Source organism: Moorena producens PAL-8-15-08-1, from assembly GCF_001767235.1.
Lineage (GTDB): Bacteria > Cyanobacteriota > Cyanobacteriia > Cyanobacteriales > Coleofasciculaceae > Moorena > Moorena producens_A.
The window spans coordinates 3,919,892-3,936,851 of the sequence record NZ_CP017599.1; the positions used below are offsets into that span (position 1 = coordinate 3,919,892).

General features: G+C 43.6%; 12 protein-coding genes. 9 read left to right on the forward strand and 3 right to left on the reverse strand.

The window, feature by feature from the left end:
* The first annotated feature begins 16 nt into the window (after nucleotides 1-16).
* Both BJP34_RS14505 and BJP34_RS14510 read left to right on the forward strand, forming a co-directional pair.
* Nucleotides 17-2,695, forward strand: coding sequence for a CHAT domain-containing protein (locus BJP34_RS14505; protein ID WP_083305171.1), 2,679 nt, complete (start codon nucleotides 17-19; stop codon nucleotides 2,693-2,695).
* A gap of 27 nt (nucleotides 2,696-2,722) precedes the next feature.
* Nucleotides 2,723-3,799, forward strand: a complete 1,077-nt coding sequence (locus BJP34_RS14510; protein ID WP_070392964.1) for a DUF928 domain-containing protein — start codon at nucleotides 2,723-2,725, stop codon at nucleotides 3,797-3,799.
* 39 nt (nucleotides 3,800-3,838) lie between these two features.
* Here BJP34_RS14510 and BJP34_RS43295 read toward each other — a convergent pair whose 3' ends face one another.
* On the reverse strand, nucleotides 3,839-4,009 hold the full coding sequence (locus tag BJP34_RS43295) for a hypothetical protein (protein WP_158517212.1): 171 nt from the start codon (nucleotides 4,007-4,009) through the stop codon (nucleotides 3,839-3,841).
* Nucleotides 4,010-4,128: 119 nt separating this feature from the next.
* On the opposite strand from BJP34_RS43295, the gene BJP34_RS43300 reads away from it, so the two are divergent.
* Together BJP34_RS43300 and BJP34_RS36820 are read left to right on the forward strand one after the other, a co-directional pair.
* Nucleotides 4,129-4,290, forward strand: coding sequence for a hypothetical protein (locus BJP34_RS43300; RefSeq protein WP_158517213.1), 162 nt, complete (start codon nucleotides 4,129-4,131; stop codon nucleotides 4,288-4,290).
* 16 nt (nucleotides 4,291-4,306) lie between these two features.
* Complete coding sequence (locus tag BJP34_RS36820) at nucleotides 4,307-6,445, forward strand: CHASE2 domain-containing protein (RefSeq protein ID WP_083305172.1); 2,139 nt, start codon at nucleotides 4,307-4,309, stop codon at nucleotides 6,443-6,445.
* A gap of 194 nt (nucleotides 6,446-6,639) precedes the next feature.
* On the opposite strand, the gene BJP34_RS14520 is transcribed toward BJP34_RS36820, so the two are convergent.
* Together BJP34_RS14520 and BJP34_RS14525 are read right to left on the reverse strand one after the other, a co-directional pair.
* Nucleotides 6,640-8,130, reverse strand: a complete 1,491-nt coding sequence (locus BJP34_RS14520; protein ID WP_070392965.1) for a mechanosensitive ion channel domain-containing protein — start codon at nucleotides 8,128-8,130, stop codon at nucleotides 6,640-6,642.
* A 136-nt stretch (nucleotides 8,131-8,266) separates the two neighbouring features.
* Entirely contained in the window at nucleotides 8,267-9,535 is a 1,269-nt protein-coding gene (locus BJP34_RS14525; RefSeq protein WP_070396669.1) for an RNA-guided endonuclease InsQ/TnpB family protein, read from the reverse strand.
* 154 nt (nucleotides 9,536-9,689) lie between these two features.
* On the opposite strand from BJP34_RS14525, the gene BJP34_RS43305 reads away from it, so the two are divergent.
* The 5 genes from BJP34_RS43305 to BJP34_RS14545 all read left to right on the forward strand — a co-directional run bounded on the left by BJP34_RS43305 (nucleotide 9,690) and on the right by BJP34_RS14545 (nucleotide 16,811).
* Complete coding sequence (locus tag BJP34_RS43305; protein WP_158517214.1) at nucleotides 9,690-9,872, forward strand: hypothetical protein; 183 nt, start codon at nucleotides 9,690-9,692, stop codon at nucleotides 9,870-9,872.
* A gap of 1,107 nt (nucleotides 9,873-10,979) precedes the next feature.
* The gene (locus BJP34_RS14530) at nucleotides 10,980-11,456 is read left to right on the forward strand and encodes a chemotaxis protein CheW (protein ID WP_070392966.1); all 477 of its coding nucleotides are present in this window, start codon (nucleotides 10,980-10,982) and stop codon (nucleotides 11,454-11,456) included.
* Nucleotides 11,457-11,475: 19 nt separating this feature from the next.
* Nucleotides 11,476-12,822 (forward strand): CheR family methyltransferase, encoded by a 1,347-nt coding sequence (locus tag BJP34_RS14535; RefSeq protein ID WP_070392967.1) that lies wholly within the window; start codon nucleotides 11,476-11,478, stop codon nucleotides 12,820-12,822.
* 23 nt (nucleotides 12,823-12,845) lie between these two features.
* Nucleotides 12,846-14,519, forward strand: a complete 1,674-nt coding sequence (locus tag BJP34_RS14540) for a methyl-accepting chemotaxis protein (protein ID WP_070392968.1) — start codon at nucleotides 12,846-12,848, stop codon at nucleotides 14,517-14,519.
* Nucleotides 14,520-15,194: 675 nt separating this feature from the next.
* Nucleotides 15,195-16,811, forward strand: coding sequence for a methyl-accepting chemotaxis protein (locus BJP34_RS14545; RefSeq protein WP_070392969.1), 1,617 nt, complete (start codon nucleotides 15,195-15,197; stop codon nucleotides 16,809-16,811).
* The last annotated feature ends 149 nt before the right edge of the window (nucleotides 16,812-16,960 follow it).

Here is a 16,960-nt window from a genome sequence, read left to right on the forward strand (position 1 = left end):
CAGGATGAGCAAAGCTATGGCGATAATTCACCAAAACAGTCAACAACAGGGACTATCCCTTAAGGGATGGCTAGTGATTCGGTGCCATCTCCCTCTAGCCCTTTGGCTACTAATCACAAATCTACCTGCTATTGCCTATCAGTCAAATTCCCCAATCTCCTCACCAGGAGCAGTTGTCCAATACTCGTCCAATCCGTCAGCACTGCTGCAACAGGGAAAAGAACACTATCAAGCTGGACAATTCTTTGAAGCCGCTACCCTCTGGCAACAAGCCGCAAGAGCTTATGCATCCTCAGGAGCAAGTTTTAACCAAGCCCAAGCCCTTAACTATTTATCCTTAGCTCAGCAAGAATTGGGACAATGGCAGCAAGCTCAAGTCGCGATCGCAGAAAGTATAACCATACTGCAAAGTGTTGAGAAACTAGATTCAAAGGGCATCCTGCTTCTGGCTCAAGCCTTGAATACCCAAGGAAGCCTGCAACTGGCACAAGGACAAACCAAAACTGCTTTGGAAACCTGGGAGCAAGCGGAAGCTACTTATGCTAGGGCTAATGATGAAACGGGAAAAATAATCAGCCAAATCAATCAAGCCCAAGCCTGGCAATTTTTAGGGCAGTATCGACGGGCAAGAAATCTCTTAGAGCAACTGGTCACAGACCTGGAAAATCAACCGGATACCCTACTGAAAGCTGATGGGTTGAGAAGTTTGGGCATTGCACTACAAGTTGCTGGTGATTTACTTCAATCAAAGAAACTATTAGAACAAAGTTGGGCAATTAGCAAGCAATTTAATTCCCCTGAGGATACTAGCCCTACTCTCCTTAGCATTGGCAATGTGGCTAGAGACTTACAACGATATGATGTGGCTTGGAAATACTACCAAGAGGCAGCTAAATTAGCACCAGATGGCATTACCAAAGTGCAGGCACAACTCAATCAACTCAGTCTTTTAGTTACGGTAAAAAAATGGGATAAGGCACTGTCGTTAATTCCAACTATTGAGTCAAACCTATCCAAGCTACCTCCTAGTCGATTGGCAATCTATGCTAGAGTGAATCTAGCAGAAAGTATGATTAAGCTAAAAAATAGCGAAAAGGAAGCTATTCAACTATCATATACCTCTAAAATTGCTCCAAAAATTGCCCAAAAAATTACCAAAAAAATTGCTAACGTATTGGCAATAGCCATTCAAGAAGCTAGACAACTCCAAGATGCCCGCGCTGAAGCTTATTCTCTGAATCAACTGGCTAAGCTTTATCAACAAAATCAGCAGTGGGAGGATGCTCAAAGTCTGACAGAGCAAGCTCTACAGATAGCTCAAACTATTAATGCAGGAGATATTATTGCTCTTGCGGCAACACAACTGGGGCAGATTCTGAAACAGCAAGGGGATATCCCTGGCGCGATCGCGGCTTATGAAACTGCCTACAATAACCTTCAATCCCTAAGGAGTGACTTAGTTGCCATTAATCCTGATGTGCAATTTAAATTCCAAGAAAGTATCGAACCGATTTATCGAGATTTAGTCAGCCTGTTATTAACTCCCTCTCAAGCTGGGCTCAAGAAAGGGGCGGTTAGCCAGTCTAACCTCAAAAAAGCTCGTGAAGTGATTGAAGCGTTGCAACTGGCAGAGTTAGATAACTATTTTCGAGATGCTTGTCTAGACACTGAGCCAATTGTCATTGATGAAATTGATGTCGAGGCTGCTGTAATTTATCCAATTATTTTGAGCGATCGCATAGAAGTCATCCTTTCGCTCCCCAATCAACCTCTAAGCCACTACACTACTCTTCTACCAGAGGACAAAGTCAAAGCTAGACTAAGACAAGTTTACTCATCTATGTCTCCTGGTTATCCCAATAATGAGCGGTTGCGACTGTCTGAGCAAATATATGACTGGCTGATCCGACCGGCAGAAGCAGAACTGGCAAACAGTAACATTAAAACCTTGGTATTCGTGCCAGATGGGTTCTTGCGCAATTTGCCCATGGCAGCTCTCTACGATGGTAAACAGTATCTGATCGAAAACTATAGTATTGCTATCTCTCCTGGGTTACAACTTTTTCCTCAAAGACTTCAGAGAGTTGAACTGAACGTCTTAGTGGCTGGGTTGACCGAAGCTCGCCAAGGCTATACTGGTTTACCTGGTGTGGCTGGAGAAGTCCAAGAAATTACGGATAAAGTTACTACAGACGTTTTACTCAATCAGGAATTTACCCGCACTACCTTCCAAACCGCAATTGATAGCACCCCCTTTCCCATTGTTCACCTAGCTACTCACGGTCAATTCAGTTCTAACCCAAAGGAAACATTCCTACTCACCTGGAATGACCGAATTGGCATTAAAGATTTCGATTTACTATTCCAAAAAAGACGACTAGGAATTCTCGAACCTATAGAATTACTGGTAATGAGTGCCTGTCAAACTGCAGCAGGGGATAATCGTGCCACCCTAGGATTAGCAGGATTTGCGTTACGTTCAGGAGCTCACAGCACTTTAGGTAGTCTCTGGTCAGTCAGCGACGAATCAACCACTAACTTAATGAAAGAGTTTTATCAGGGCCTGATTCAGACTAAGCCGTCGATGACTAAGGCTGAAGCTCTGCAACAAGCACAACTGAAATTGCGTCAAGATCCATTATATAGACATCCCTACTTTTGGGCATCCTTTGTGTTAGTAGGGAATTGGTTATAGAAGAATAATCCAGAGGTTAATTATAACATGAATAAGTTTATTTGTAAAACTCTCTTATCAGCAACAGTAACTGGAACATTGATCTTGGCATCAACTGCACTCCAGGCAACTCCATCAGTTAAAGAAGGGGAAATTCTACCCCGAGATTATCGCATCAGTCTGGAATTTGATTTCCCCTCAGATGAGGAAGTTCCCAAAACCAGTGTCGGTGGAGGGGTGCGAGGAAATGTAGAATTTGACCTACCCGGAGACTCGGCTAGCCCCAGAACTAGCATCGGTGGGGGTTCGAGAGGAAATGTAGAATTTGACCTACCCGGAGACTCGGCTAGCCCCAAAACTAGCATCGGTGGGGGTTCGAGAGGGGATGTAGAATTTGACCTACCCGGAGAATCCGCCAGCCCCAGAACTAGCATCGGTGGGGGTTCGAGAGGGGATGTAGAATTTGACCTACCCGGAGACTCGGCTAGCCCCAGAACTAGCATCGGTGGGGGTTCGAGAGGGGATGTAGAATTTGACCTACCCGGAGACTCGGCTAGCCCCAGAACTAGCATCGGTGGGGGTTCGAGAGGTAGTAAACTCCCTCTAACCGCATTGCTTCCACCCACAAAACACGGGTACACCGTATCACCCCGTCCAACTCTATTTGTTTATATGCCCGCCCTGGGAGCAACTGAGGTTTTTTTCAGTTTGCAAGATGAACAGGGTAATTCCCATTATCACACAACCCTCAAAAGTTCTGGACAGGAAGGAGTGATTAGTATTACCCTACCAGAAGCAGCACCAGAATTAAAGATTGGTCAAAACTACCTCTGGTACTTGGCACCCATTGAACCAGACGGTATCCTGCGACCTGATAATTATTCAGTAAGTGGGTGGGTTAAACGGGTAAAATCAACGGTGAGTTACCAAGGGTCATCCAAGTCCGCGATCGCGTTGGCTACTGAATATGCTAAGGCGGGAATATGGTACGATACCCTAGAGGTTTTAGTGACTGCTCAACGGTTGGATCCTGAGAATACAACCCTAGCCAATGAGTGGAAAGATTTACTCGAACAAGTGGGACTGGATGCGATCGCAACTCAGCCGATGGGAGAGCAGTTGTAATTCTTGAGAAGTTGTCAGTTTAAGGGATTAGCTAGGAAACTAATCCCCATTTGATATAGCAATTCTCAGCAACCTTTGAGGGATATTGCTTATCCTTTTAAGGCAAAAGGCAATAGGCAAAAGGCAAAAGGCAATAGGCAAAAGGCAATAGGCAAAAGGCAATAGCGATGCAGTGGCCTCACGGGAGTTTTCCCCATAGCGCGACTGCATCAAGAGAGAGTCAAATATTATTACTGTTTCCTGTTCCCTTGTCCGAATTTTTCTACCTTTAGCGACTGCATCGCTCCCAAAAATCACTATTTACTTTATTCAATCTTGCCTCTTGCCTCTTGCCTCTTGCCTCTTGCCTTCCCCTCCTGGGAGGGGTTAGGGGTGGGTCTAGCATGCCTCTTGCCTCTTGCCTCTTGATTCTTGCCTCTTGCCTGTCCCAAGCGCGAGTATTTTCAGAACTCAAAGGGGAATACTATAAAGAAACAACCTCACCAAAATAACGGACATTAAAGCCAAATGTGGCAAACCATAAAACAACAGATTAAACAGTGGGGAACAGTCCTCTTCATCGCGCCGAGTATAGCAGGATTGGTGATTTTAGGAAGCAATGCTGGACTGTTTCGGATACTGGAATGGGCAAGCCAAGACCAATTATTTCGGCTGCGTCCAAAAGAATCTGTTGACGAGCGCATTGTCCTGGTCACCATTGATGAACCCGATATCAAATATGTTAAGCAATGGCCGATGTCAGATCGGGTTATGGCTCAGCTAATTCGGAATATCAAAGCCCAGCAACCAAGAGCGATTGGAATTGATATTTATCGAGACCTAGTAGTTGAACCTGGACATGATGAACTGGTAGAGGTGTTTAAGTCTACCCCAAATGTGATCGGAATTGAGAAAATTGCTGGCAACCCCATTGCAGCGCCACCAGTGCTGGATAAATTGAGTCAGGTAGCAGCTAACGACGTACTCATCGATGGGGATAGCAAAATCCGGCGAGGGATCATTCTTCTGGGCAAACCTGATGGTACCCGTAAGCAAGGATTTGGTGTGAAACTAGCGCTAATGTATTTGGCACAAGACGGAATTAAACTTGAGCCGATCAATCCCGATAAAAAGATATACGGTTTAGGTAAAGCCAAGTTTGTACCCCTCTCCAGTAATGATGGAGAGTACAGCAAAGCAGAGATGGGAGGATACCAAATCTTATTGAACTATCGGGGCGGTGAGGAGAGCTTTTTGACTATCTCCATGACTGATGTTCTCGACAATCGCATTCCCCCAAATTTGATGAGCGATCGCATTGTCTTGTTGGGGGCAAAAGCCCCAAGTCTCAATGACAATCACCTCACTCCCTACAATAGTACATTACTAACTCCCACTGAATTAATACCAGGTATAGCAATTCACGCCAATATCACCAGCCAGATTTTGAGTGCAGCTAATGAAGGTCGTCCCATGCTTCGAGCATCAGTCAAATCCCTTAATTGGCTGTGGATTGTGTTCTGGTCTGGATATAGTGCTACCCTTGGATCGATGTATGTCCGTAGGCGATGGGTAACTGGAGTTGGCACCCTTATAGCCGGAGTTATCATTATTACCAGTTCCTATATTGCCTTTTTATCTGGCTGGTTGATTCCCGTATTTACACCCTTGTTTACCGTTATTAGTGCTGCAGTTGTAAGTATTACTACCACACTTTGGAACAACCTCAAACAGTCCTATCGGGAATTAGAAAAACAACATAAACTATTGCAAGAAGCTCACCGGCAATTAGAAAAAACCAATACGTCCTATAGCAGATTTGTTCCCTTTGAATATCTTAACTTTCTTCAAAAAGACACTATTCTTGATGTATATCTGGGGAACCACGTCAGTAAAGAAATGGCGGTCATGTTCTCAGATATTCGCTCTTTCACTACCCTTTCAGAAACCATGACCCCGAAGGAAAACTTCGACTTTGTTAATGCTTACCTCAAGCGTGTCAGTCCCGAGATTCGCAATCAAAACGGCTTTATCGTCAAGTTTCTCGGAGATGGTATAATGGCTATTTTTCCTGATGGCACCGATGAGGCAGTAGCAGCGGGAATTGCCAAGCAAATCAGAGTGGAAGAATACAATCACAGGCGTATTGCCAAAGGCTATCTACCAATTAAAGTAGGCATTGGCATTCATGTGGGTCAGATGATGGTGGGAATGGTAGGAGAGACATTTCGGATGCAAGGGGATGCTTTTTCGGATAATGTAAACTTAACTGCTCGTTTAGAAGGGTTAACTAAGTTTTATGGCGTGTCTTTGTTAATCTCCGAGCAAGCTTTAGAGCAATTGAGTAATCCTAGTCAATACCAGATTCGGTTTCTCGATCGAGCAATTGTTAAAGGAAAAAATGAACCAATTGCTGTTTATGAAGTCTTGGAAGGAGAAGCTGAAAAAGTTAGGGAATTAAAGTTAACAACCCAGTCAGAATTTGAGCTCGCTATAGAGTACTACCGAACTCAAGAATTTGAGAAAGCTAAAGCGTGTTTTAATCAAGTGTTAGCTGTCAATCCTAACGATAAGACAGCGTTATTGTATGTAGAGCGAATTAATCAATTAATGGTGCAAGGGGTACCCCAGAATTGGGATGGGGTGTGGCGGTTTACCCAGAAGTAGTAGAGAATCCGGAATTAGCAAAAATATCTTTAACTATAGCAAATTAAGGTTTCCAAGTTGACCTAGCTGATTAAAAATAAAACTGATAATCAGTTACTCATCGGTAGCTAAAATTTTATCAATTTTATAAGATTTTAGGTGACTAAAAAATCAAACTTGAAAACCCAGCTGTCAAATCATTACCAACAAACCTATCAAATCCCAAAGAGTGATTGAAGGCGTTGGCGAATCTGATTGGTGCCACTCTCTTTTTCCTCTGTTACACCTACCGTTATTCCTAATTTATCTAGGGTCTCCTTACGTTTGAATAATTCTTCGGAAATTTGGTCAGCTAAATCTTTGTGCTTTTCCAAAAGACTCTTTAAATTTTCCCTGTCTACCACAAACAGAATCGTGTCTTCTAGGGTGCGAAGGGTAGCCGTGCGGGGGGTACCCAGAAGCAAGGACATCTCTCCAATAAATTCCCCTGGCTTGCGGGTGGCAACCCGTTTTCCGATTGATTCTACAAAAACTTCAACTAAGCCAGATAAAATGATATAAAATGAATCCCCTGGGTCGTTTTCTTCACAGATTATATCCCCTGCTTTGAGCATTTGACGATATCCTTGCTGAATTATATGTCGCAGGTCGCTATCGCTACACTTTTCAAAGTAACTCACTTTCCGCAAAAGATCCCGCAGGGTCAATTTTCCTCTAGAGTTAGTTTTTACTTTATTTGTTCTGGCAGTAGCTACAGCTTTTTTAGAGAGGGGTTCTTGATGAGATAATGAGCCGTTAGCAGCGGCAGTTTGTTGAGGTTTTTGTAGCAGAAATTCTAAGTCCTTCAGATTTCGGATATACAGGTCTCTCTGAGGCTCGGCGTGCTCGATTCCCTGCTCACGAAGTTGCTCTTCGATCAGATAATACAAACTACTCTGAATTGATTCCATATTTGGTGGATTGTCGATCCATACTAAGAGTTCAAAATCCATGCCGTCTCCAAACCCTTTAAAATATACTTCAGGAGGAGGAGATGCTAAAACTTCTGGCTCTTTGCGAGCCGCTTCTAACAGTACCTCTGTGACGATGACTGGATCGCTTTCATCGGGAACATCAACAGGAATTCTGAGCCTAGCTCTGGGATCTTGATAACTCCAGTTAACCACATTGTTTTCCAGGAAACTAGTATTTGGAACAATAACAAACACCCCATCATTGGTGCGGATAGTGGTGGAGCGAATCGAGATTTTTTCTACAGTTCCTGACAGGTCATCAACTTTGACATAGTCTCCCACCTTAATTGGTTTTTCAAACAGAATCGCCAGACCACTGATAAAGTTGGCGGTTAAATTCTGAAGTCCGAAGCCTAAACCAATACCCATTGCCCCTGCAAAAACAGTTAGGGAACTGAGGTTAATCCCAGCCGTTTGCAGAACAATCAAAAATCCTATGACAGTTAGAACATAGCCGATCAGGGAGGACAATGCTTCGCGAGTCCCACGATCTAACCCCAAGCGAGTTAGCACCCGACGCTTAATCAAGTCCTGCAGTTTACGAGCTATATATAAGGTAATGATAGCCATTACTATGAGTTGGACTATCATAATCAGAGACAGCTCTTGGGTGCCTAGCTGAAACAGTTTGGTGGTAAACACCTTCGAGACGATGTTCCAGACTTTGCTCAGCCATTCAAAAATCAAAGCCATAATTCAGTTATTTATTAGTCAATCAAATTGTCACCATGTAGCGGTCAGCTATCAGCTAATGCGCTACGCGCACGCGTGCGCGTTCAGCTATCAGCTGTTAAGTTTAATATAATTAAACCACGTGAACTACCCCAACCTACTTCTTAGAGGTTGGGGCTTCTAGCTTCACGGAAGAATGCCTCAACTTAGACGGACGTCCAAGCTTTGGTCTTACTTCTTCTCCACTAGCGTTGACCTCCCCCGTCCCAGAGGAGGATAGCATTCTGATCCCTTCTGCTCTAATATTCTTAGCCGCATTAGCATCTCTGTCATGATGAGTTCCACAACTTGGGCAAGTCCAAGTCCTGACATCTAGTGGCAACTCTTTGATTCGGTAATGACAATTAGAGCAGGTTTTAGAACTAGGGAACCACCGGTCTATCTCAACCAATACCTTCCCTTCTTTTTCAGACTTATAAGACAGGAAGTTCACAAAGGTTCCCCAGCTTAGATCAGATATTGCTTTAGCTAATTTATGGTTACGTTCGCGAAGCGTGCGCGTAGCGCACAGCATGCCCTTGACATTTAGGTTTTCAACTACTACTACTTGGTTCTGATTAACTATCTTTCTGGATAGTTTGTGTAGGTAGTCTTGGCGGACATTTCCAATCCGTTCGTATACCTTAGCTACAATCTTTATGGCTTTTTTCCGTCCATTGCTTCCCTTTTTCTTTCGGGCGGCAATACGCTGTTTTTTTGCTAATTTTCGTTCGTATTTAGCTAAGTGCCTGGGATTACCAAACTTAGAGGTCTTTTTGCCATCGTAAGTGATCGCAAAATCCTTGATACCCAAATCAATGCCAATCACCTTCCCGTCGGTGGATGGCTTTATATCGTCCGAATCATACTCCATCAACACAGAAGCGTAATACTTACCAGATGGAGTTTTGCTAACTGTGACAGTTTTAATTTCCCCGTCTAGTTCTCTGTGAATTTTAGCCTTGATAACACCCAGTTTCCCGGGGAATTTTAAGCAGTCACCTACTTGTTTGACGTATTGTGGATACTGGATTGATTGGCGATGATGGAATGATTTGAACCTAGGATATTTAGCCCTGCCCTGGCCGTAGGCCACGCTGACGCGAACAAAAAAGTTTTGATATGCACGACTAAGGTTGAGACTTACAGATTGTAAAACCTGAGAATAACAGTCTTTTAGCCAAACAGTTTTTTCATCTTTTTTGAGTTTTGGCAACATAGAATTGAGCGCAGACCGAGACAACCCTTTGCCGGTTTCCTTGTAAGTCTCTATACACTGATTTAATGCATAGTTCCACCACCAACGAGCACAACCAAAATGTTGAGCAAGTATCTGAACTTGCTCCTGCGTGGGGTAAATTCTGACTTTTACGGCTTGATGCTTCACTGTCTTTGCACTCATCCATCGACCTTATATATCATTATATATACTTTGTGGTAAATATTCAAGTGTCGTTAAGTCCTTGTTCGCGTAGCGTGGCCTACGGCCAGGGGTCTATCCATCCCGGAGACGAAACCTTAGAGAGGGTCGCCTTGTCTTGATGCAAAGCGCGAGTGGGGGAAACCACGGCAGTCGCTCATGGTTTGTTCGCGTTCGCCTTTGGCGTGGCCTACGGCCAAGCGTGGCCTACGGCCAAGTTACCGTAAGACAGTTGAGCCTTGTCTTGATGCAGTCGCTCATGGGGGAAACCACGGCAGTCGCTCATGGTTTGAAGTTACCGTAAGATAGTGGAGCCTTATTAACAAATATTGAACCCTTTTCTGCATAACCTGCTAACTATAAAGGCTCCACTATCTAAGGTTTCGTCTCCGGGGGAACCCCCAAGACCGCGCTGCCTCCCCAAGACCGCGCAAATCACGCTAATCAATAAGTTTGAACCCTTTTGTGCATAGCCTACCAACCATAAAGGCTCAACGTAATCAGGTTTCGTCTCCGGGGGGACCCCCAAGACCGCGCTGCCTTCCCAAGACCGCGCTGCATCGCTATTAAAAAAGATTTAACCCTTTTCTGCATAACCTAGCAACTATAAAGGCGACCCTCTCTTACGGTAACTTCAAACCCACCCGTCCCAGGGATGGGGAATTTCGACCCCTCAAACTCCCCTATTCGTTAAAAGCTAATTTATAAAGTAAATCTTAAGAGCTCAAATCCCTTGACAGATATGGATTTCAGGTAAAAAGGGGCAAACTCCGCCGAATTCATGAAAGGATTGCACCGCAATGGTTATAGCCCCTAGAAGTGTGAAGTGATAGTGAAGGTGTTGGATACTCAGTAGATCCCGTGTAGAAGGTATGGGTGGATCTGCTTGCTCCAAGTCCAACGGAAGCATGGGTAGAAAAACTCCCTATTTTGAGGCACATATCCAAGTGCAAATGCTTTGTTTTCACCTAGAGCAGATTATGGAAACAAGTGGACACACTCTACCATGGAGCGATAGGAAGGTAAATGGGGAAGTATAGGCTTAAGCTAGTAAGCATTTAAATTTCAGTCCGAGCCACTTGTGCAAAAGCCGGTCTACCCTCTGCCCAGATGGATGAAATTGATGTGTCGCCGTAATGTCCCGAATTGGTATTAGCCTTGTTTAGTTCACATTTTTTTGAGGCACATTTCATACTTTTTTCATAAAAAGGAGAGTCTCTTCACATTTTCAGCATTTTTTCACATTTACTTCATAATCTAGTTCAGAGCTAATTAGGGGTTTCAACACTCACAAATCTAGAGGCTCAATGATGTTAAATAAAGATCAAAAGACTATCCCCTATCACTTAAAAACAATACTATTAGCACGATCGTTATATCAATTCCCACCAATTTTTCCACCAATTAACCGATGTTAATGTTAATTTTTTATGTAGGAAATGACCTTTATGCCCTGGATAGTTCTCAGGTCGTGGAGGTAATTCCCAGAGTCAGCCTCCGAAAAATACACCAAGCTCCTGACTATGTGGCTGGTTTGTTTAACTACCGAGGTGCAATTGTCCCAGTCATCGATCTGTGCCATTTAATTCAAGGTACTCCCAGCCGCTCCCACTTAAGCACGCGGATTATAATGGTCAATTACGTTGGCAATAATAAGACTCAGTATTGCCTGGGTTTGATGTCAGAACGAATCACAGAAACCTTAAAGAAACCAGATACTGAGTTGGTCGATGCTGGAGTTCAAATGAATGACGCTCCTTATTTAGGAGAAATGATTATGGATGAAAAAGGCATGATCCAACGAATCCGGCTAGAGTATTTGTTATCGGAGTCCCAACAGATATACTTATTACCTGGAGCAGACAATCAAAAACTACCAACTAACTAACAACTAAGAACTAATAGTAATGATTCAGGCGACTATCGAGGCTTTGCTGAGAAAGAAAATCGGTTTGGATGGCAGTACTATTGGGTCTAGGCAGATTGCTAGAGCGATAGAAACCAGACGATTGGCTTGTGGCTTACCGGATCAGCAAACGTATCTGCAGAAACTTCAAACCTCACCTCAAGAACTCGAAGCACTGATTGAAACGGTCGTTGTCCTAGAGACTTGGTTTTTCCGGGACAAACAACCCTTTGGGTTTCTGAGTCGTTACCTCAGATCTGAGTGGTTGCCCAAATCCAACCACCCCATCCTCCGCGTGTTAAGTATACCGTGTTCTACTGGAGAAGAACCTTACTCCATTGCTATGACCTTGCTGGATGTCGGTTTGACTCCTAATCAGTTTCGGCTCGATGCCATTGATATTAGCAAGGAAGCATTGCAGAAAGCTCGACGTGCTCTCTACAGCAGGAATTCGTTTCGGGGCAACCAGCTACAGCAACGAAAACGCTATTTCAAGCAAACGACCGATGGTTATGAATTATGTCAGTTGGTGCGCAACACTGTTAATTTCAAGCATGGTAATATCCTAGACCCCTTGGGCTTGGCTCAGAGCAACTATGACATTATATTCTGCCGCAATTTATTGATTTATTTAGATAAATCTGCCCGCTTCCGTGCTATAGAACTCTTAGATCGTTTATTAATGCCTAAAGGTTTGCTGTTTGTGGGGTCTGCTGAAACAGGAGTAATAACTACCAATCGATTTGTGTCAGTTCGCTATCCCTTTGCTTTTGCCTATCAGAAGGTGAAACATCTTGGAGAACGCCAGACCAGGGAGTCAGAACAGGGGCGGGGGAGAAATTGGGAAACCTCATCGTTACTCCCGACTGATAAGTCCCCAGTGACGCTGATCCATTCTCCGTATCCAAGACAGGAAAAGCACAAGGGGCAAAACCAGGAAAACCAAACAACATCATCTTCCCTCTCTGCCCTTGTTAATCGACAGTCTAAACAAATCAAACAATCCTGCTTACAAAGGGAGCTTGAAAAGGGACAAGAATCCTTGCTTGAGAAAGCCAGGAGATTAGCCAATCAAGGAAGTTTGGAGGAAGCGGCGACACTGTGCCAAACTTACCTAAATCAACATTTGACTAGTGCTGAGGCTTATGTGTTACTCGGAGAAGTCCATCAGGCCTTGGGCAATGACGAGCAGGCTGAGCCATGCTTCCAGAAAGCGGTTTACCTGAAACCGAATTACTACGAAGCACTGTTTCATCTGGCTTTACTTCAAGAAAATCGTGGGGAGCTGGCTAAAGCTACGGTAATCCGACAGCGAATTCAACGACTACAAAACCTAAAAAGTCAATAGCAACAGGGGCTACTTGGAGTTAAATGAAAATTGCAACTAAACTACTAGGTCTACTAATATTCTCTAGTTTTGCCATACTTTTAGGAGGGGGAATTACCTGGATAGAACTGTCAAAGTTAGCGACTGAAATCGGTAAGATAGCTGAAGAGGATCTCCCCCTTATCCAGCACATGACGGAAATGCAAGAAAGTCAACTTGCTCAGGCGGTTAATTTTGAACGGGCCTTTCGATTTAATTACCGATATGCAGAAAGCGCCACTGCCAGAAACACGTTGAATCAAGCGAGAGGGGAGTTCAACCGACGGGATGGATTAGTGCATGACGCTCTTATAAAAGTTGATAACATAGTTAAACGTGAAATCCAAAAAGCGTTAAGTAAAGAGCAAAAAGAAGGCTGGTCAGATTTTCAATCTGAATTAGATTCATATAACACAATGCATGATCGTTATGGTGATAAATCTCAGCAAGCGTTCAGGTTAATTGTTAGCAATCAACCCGATCAAGCGGAATTGGCTGCAGAACGGATGCAAGAGTCCCGAGAAGAACTTAAAGCAGAAATGAGGAGTCTCTTGCGGCGAGCCATTACATTATCTCAAAACTCAGCCAATATTGCTAAAGAAAACCAACAACGTACCATCAACATCGTACTGATTGCTTTCATTTTAATCATTGGGGCTACTCTAGGTTTTGGAATTTTTGTTACCCGCGATATCGTTAATTCGTTAAACAAAGCAGTAGATATAGCAGAAGAAGTTTCGGCTGGTAATCTGAGTACCAAGGTAGAGATTACCTCAACGGATGAGATTGGACAATTACTGGCATCTCTCAAAAAGATGACTGAAAATCTCAATTCATTGATCTATAAGGTGCAACAGTCTGGTATCCAAATGACTAGCTCCACCACCCAAATTGCTGCCTCTGGTAAGCAATTAGAAGCAACCATGACCGAACAATTAGCCTCCACCAACGAGGTGACAACCACAGCTCAAGAAATTGCCAATACCTCTGGGCAATTAGTGCAAACTATGGAACAAGTTGCTCAGCTGTCTCAAATTACTGCTGATGCTGCTAGCCATGGTCAACAAGACCTGATGCGTATGGAAAGTACCATGCGTCACTTAGCCAATGCTACTAGTTCTATTTCTGGGAAACTGGGGGTGATGAATGAAAAAGCCAATAATATCAGTAGCGTTGTCACCACTATTACTAAAGTAGCCGATCAGACTAATTTACTATCCCTCAACGCTGCTATTGAAGCGGAGAAAGCGGGAGAGTATGGGGCTGGTTTTGCGGTTGTGGCTCGGGAAATTCGGCGGCTAGCTGACCAAACGGCAGTGGCTACCTTAGAAATTGAGACCATGGTAAAAGAGATGCAATCTGCTGTTTCAACTGGGGTGATGGAAATGGATAAATTTAGCAAAGATGTCAGTAATAGTGTCGAAAATGTCGGCAAGATTAGTGAACAAATTGCTAAAGTGATTGAGCAAGTGCAGAGCCTGATTCCCCAGTTTGAGATGGTAAATCAACGTGTGGAAAACCAATCGAAACGTGCTCAACAAATCAGCGAGGCAATGCTTCAACTAAGTGAAGCATCACAACAAACGGCTGACTCTCTAAGAGATACAAATCATGCTTTGGAACGATTGGATGATACTGCCCAAGGATTACAAACAGAAGTTTCGGTGTTCCAAGTTTAGAAAAGCCGATTAGTAGGGTTGGGAGGGAGACCCTACAATTAGATTGGCTGCGTTATAGCAACCCTAAATCCTAGGTTAAAAATACTGTCCTTGAAAATAATACTGATATCCACTCTATATAATTATCTTTAATAAAAATCTGCGCCATCTCCCCATCTGCCCATCTCCCCATCTGCCCATCAATCTTTTTTATGATAGGTATTCAACCGGACTTGATCTGAGTGCTGAGTGCTGAGTGCTGAGTGCTGAGTGCTGATTAGTGAGTGCTGAGTGCTGAGTAATATGAAATAGCTTAAGGCATGTTATATAGAGGTATTTGTTAATTGGTAATTGGTAATTTTTACTTTACGATTATCGATTACTGTAACCCAAAAAGACTGGGACTATTGGGTTTTGGAAGTGATTAATCGGACTTGATCTAATTTTACTATTGACAATTAATGGGACATGATATAATCCATCTAATTTCCAGAAAGGGACTATAGTAATTCTCAGCGACGTTTGAGCGATATTGCTTATCCTTGCAGGGGGTAGGCAGAGGGCACCAAGGCAAGAAGGTCTTAAAGGCAATCAGCGCCAATCAATACTGTACCTCATAGGTATGAGAAACTCTATAGACTAATTTGGGTTTTACCAGTCCCAAGTCAACCAGTATAAATTCCAGACTGTTTCGAAATGTTCACAAAAATTAATCACAGAATTTTCTTAGGAGCTTCAATCCCCATTATTTGTCTGATTGGATTAGGGTCAATTGTCTATTCAAGCGCGATGAGAACGTTTGAATTTGAATCTCAAATTGCGACCACTTCTTCAATCCTAGGACAGAGAGGCTGTCCAATAGAAGTCAACCTGATCGCTCATGGGCTTACCAAAATGGTGCGCAGTGTCCGAGCCTATTTTATTTCTCCTGCAGAGGGACGTTATAAGCAATCCTATCAAGAGGGCTATGAAAATTTTCGTCAATATAGTTCAGCGCTTAAGGCGCAAACTCAAGACACTATACAACGACAACTTTTGGAGAATTACATTGCAGAAGGGGAGAAATTACATCAACTATCTCAACAGGTTTTCCGACTCGTAGATTCAGGCAAGATTACCGAAGCGACTGCTTTAGTTAAGTCAATTAATGCTGAAAATGTTGATAAGAACAGGGTGCAGATGATCAAACGGGCAGAAGCTCTCATGACGGAAGGGGTCAGACAATTCCAGGAACAACAGCGCTGGCTAATGAATGTGGTTTTGGTTGGGACTACATTATCGATAATACTGACTATCCTTATGGGTATATGGGTTACTTTGCCGCTACGAAGCAAGATCACTAGATTGCTAGGAGCAACCGAAAGGCTGTCTGCTGGGGATTTAACCCAGGCAATTGAAGTCTCTAAAGATCAAGATGAGATTGGACAAGTACTTGGTGCCTTGCAGACCATGACTGAAAACCTGAATTCATTGATCTATAAGGTGCAGCAGTCTGGTATCCAAATGACTAGCTCCACCACCCAAATTGCTGCCTCTGGTAAGCAATTAGAAGCAACCATGACCGAACAATTAGCCTCCACCAACGAGGTGACAACCACAGCTCAAGAAATTGCCAATACCTCTGGGCAATTAGTTCAAACTATGGAGCAAGTCGCTAAGCTGTCTCAAATTACTGCTGATAGCGCTAGCCATGGTCAACAAGACCTGATGCGTATGGAAACTACCATGCGTCACTTGGCCAATGCTACTAGTTCTATTTCTGCGAAACTGGGGGTGATGAATCAAAAAGCCAATAATATCAATAGCGTTGTCACCACTATTACTAAAGTAGCCGATCAGACTAATTTACTATCCCTCAACGCTGCCATTGAAGCGGAGAAAGCGGGAGAGTATGGGGCTGGTTTTGCGGTTGTGGCTCGGGAAATTCGGCGGCTGGCAGACCAAACGGCAGTAGCTACCCTAGAAATTGAGACCATGGTAAAAGAGATGCAAGCGGCGGTGTCAACTGGGGTGATGGAAATGGATAAATTTAGCAAAGATGTCAGCAATAGTGTGGAAAATGTCGGCAAGATTAGTGAACAAATTGCTAAAGTGATTGAGCAAGTTCAGAGCCTGACCCCCCAGTTTGAGATGGTAAATAAACGTGTGGAAAACCAATCCAAAAGTGCTCAAAAAATCAGCGAGGCGATGGTTCAATTAAGCGAAGCATCACAACAAACGGCTGATTCTCTAAGAGATACGAATAATGCTCTGGAACGATTGGATAATACTGCCCAAGGATTACAAACAGAAGTTTCGGTGTTCCAAGTTTAGAAGTAAGCCGTCAGCTTTCAGCTTTTTAATCACGGAAAACTTAGGGAAAAGGTTCTGGAGGCGAGGACATGAGTACTCCTGGACAACCCTAAAGACGCGCTAAATAGCAATCCGTGTAGGAATTGTGATAATTTTTGATGCCATATTCC

Excerpts from the sequence above, each read along its gene's own strand:
- BJP34_RS14545 (WP_070392969.1), top strand. The coding sequence starts at position 15,195 with ATGTTCACAAAAATTAATCACAGAATTTTCTTAGGAGCTTCAATCCCC.
- BJP34_RS43295 (WP_158517212.1), bottom strand. The coding sequence starts at position 4,009 with ATGCAGTCGCGCTATGGGGAAAACTCCCGTGAGGCCACTGCATCGCTA.
- BJP34_RS14505 (WP_083305171.1), top strand. The coding sequence starts at position 17 with ATGGCGATAATTCACCAAAACAGTCAACAACAGGGACTATCCCTTAAG.
- BJP34_RS14520 (WP_070392965.1), bottom strand. The coding sequence starts at position 8,130 with ATGGCTTTGATTTTTGAATGGCTGAGCAAAGTCTGGAACATCGTCTCG.
- BJP34_RS14535 (WP_070392967.1), top strand. The coding sequence starts at position 11,476 with ATGATTCAGGCGACTATCGAGGCTTTGCTGAGAAAGAAAATCGGTTTG.
- BJP34_RS36820 (WP_083305172.1), top strand. The coding sequence starts at position 4,307 with ATGTGGCAAACCATAAAACAACAGATTAAACAGTGGGGAACAGTCCTC.
- BJP34_RS14530 (WP_070392966.1), top strand. The coding sequence starts at position 10,980 with ATGTTAATGTTAATTTTTTATGTAGGAAATGACCTTTATGCCCTGGAT.
- BJP34_RS14540 (WP_070392968.1), top strand. The coding sequence starts at position 12,846 with ATGAAAATTGCAACTAAACTACTAGGTCTACTAATATTCTCTAGTTTT.
- BJP34_RS14510 (WP_070392964.1), top strand. The coding sequence starts at position 2,723 with ATGAATAAGTTTATTTGTAAAACTCTCTTATCAGCAACAGTAACTGGA.
- BJP34_RS43305 (WP_158517214.1), top strand. The coding sequence starts at position 9,690 with ATGCAAAGCGCGAGTGGGGGAAACCACGGCAGTCGCTCATGGTTTGTT.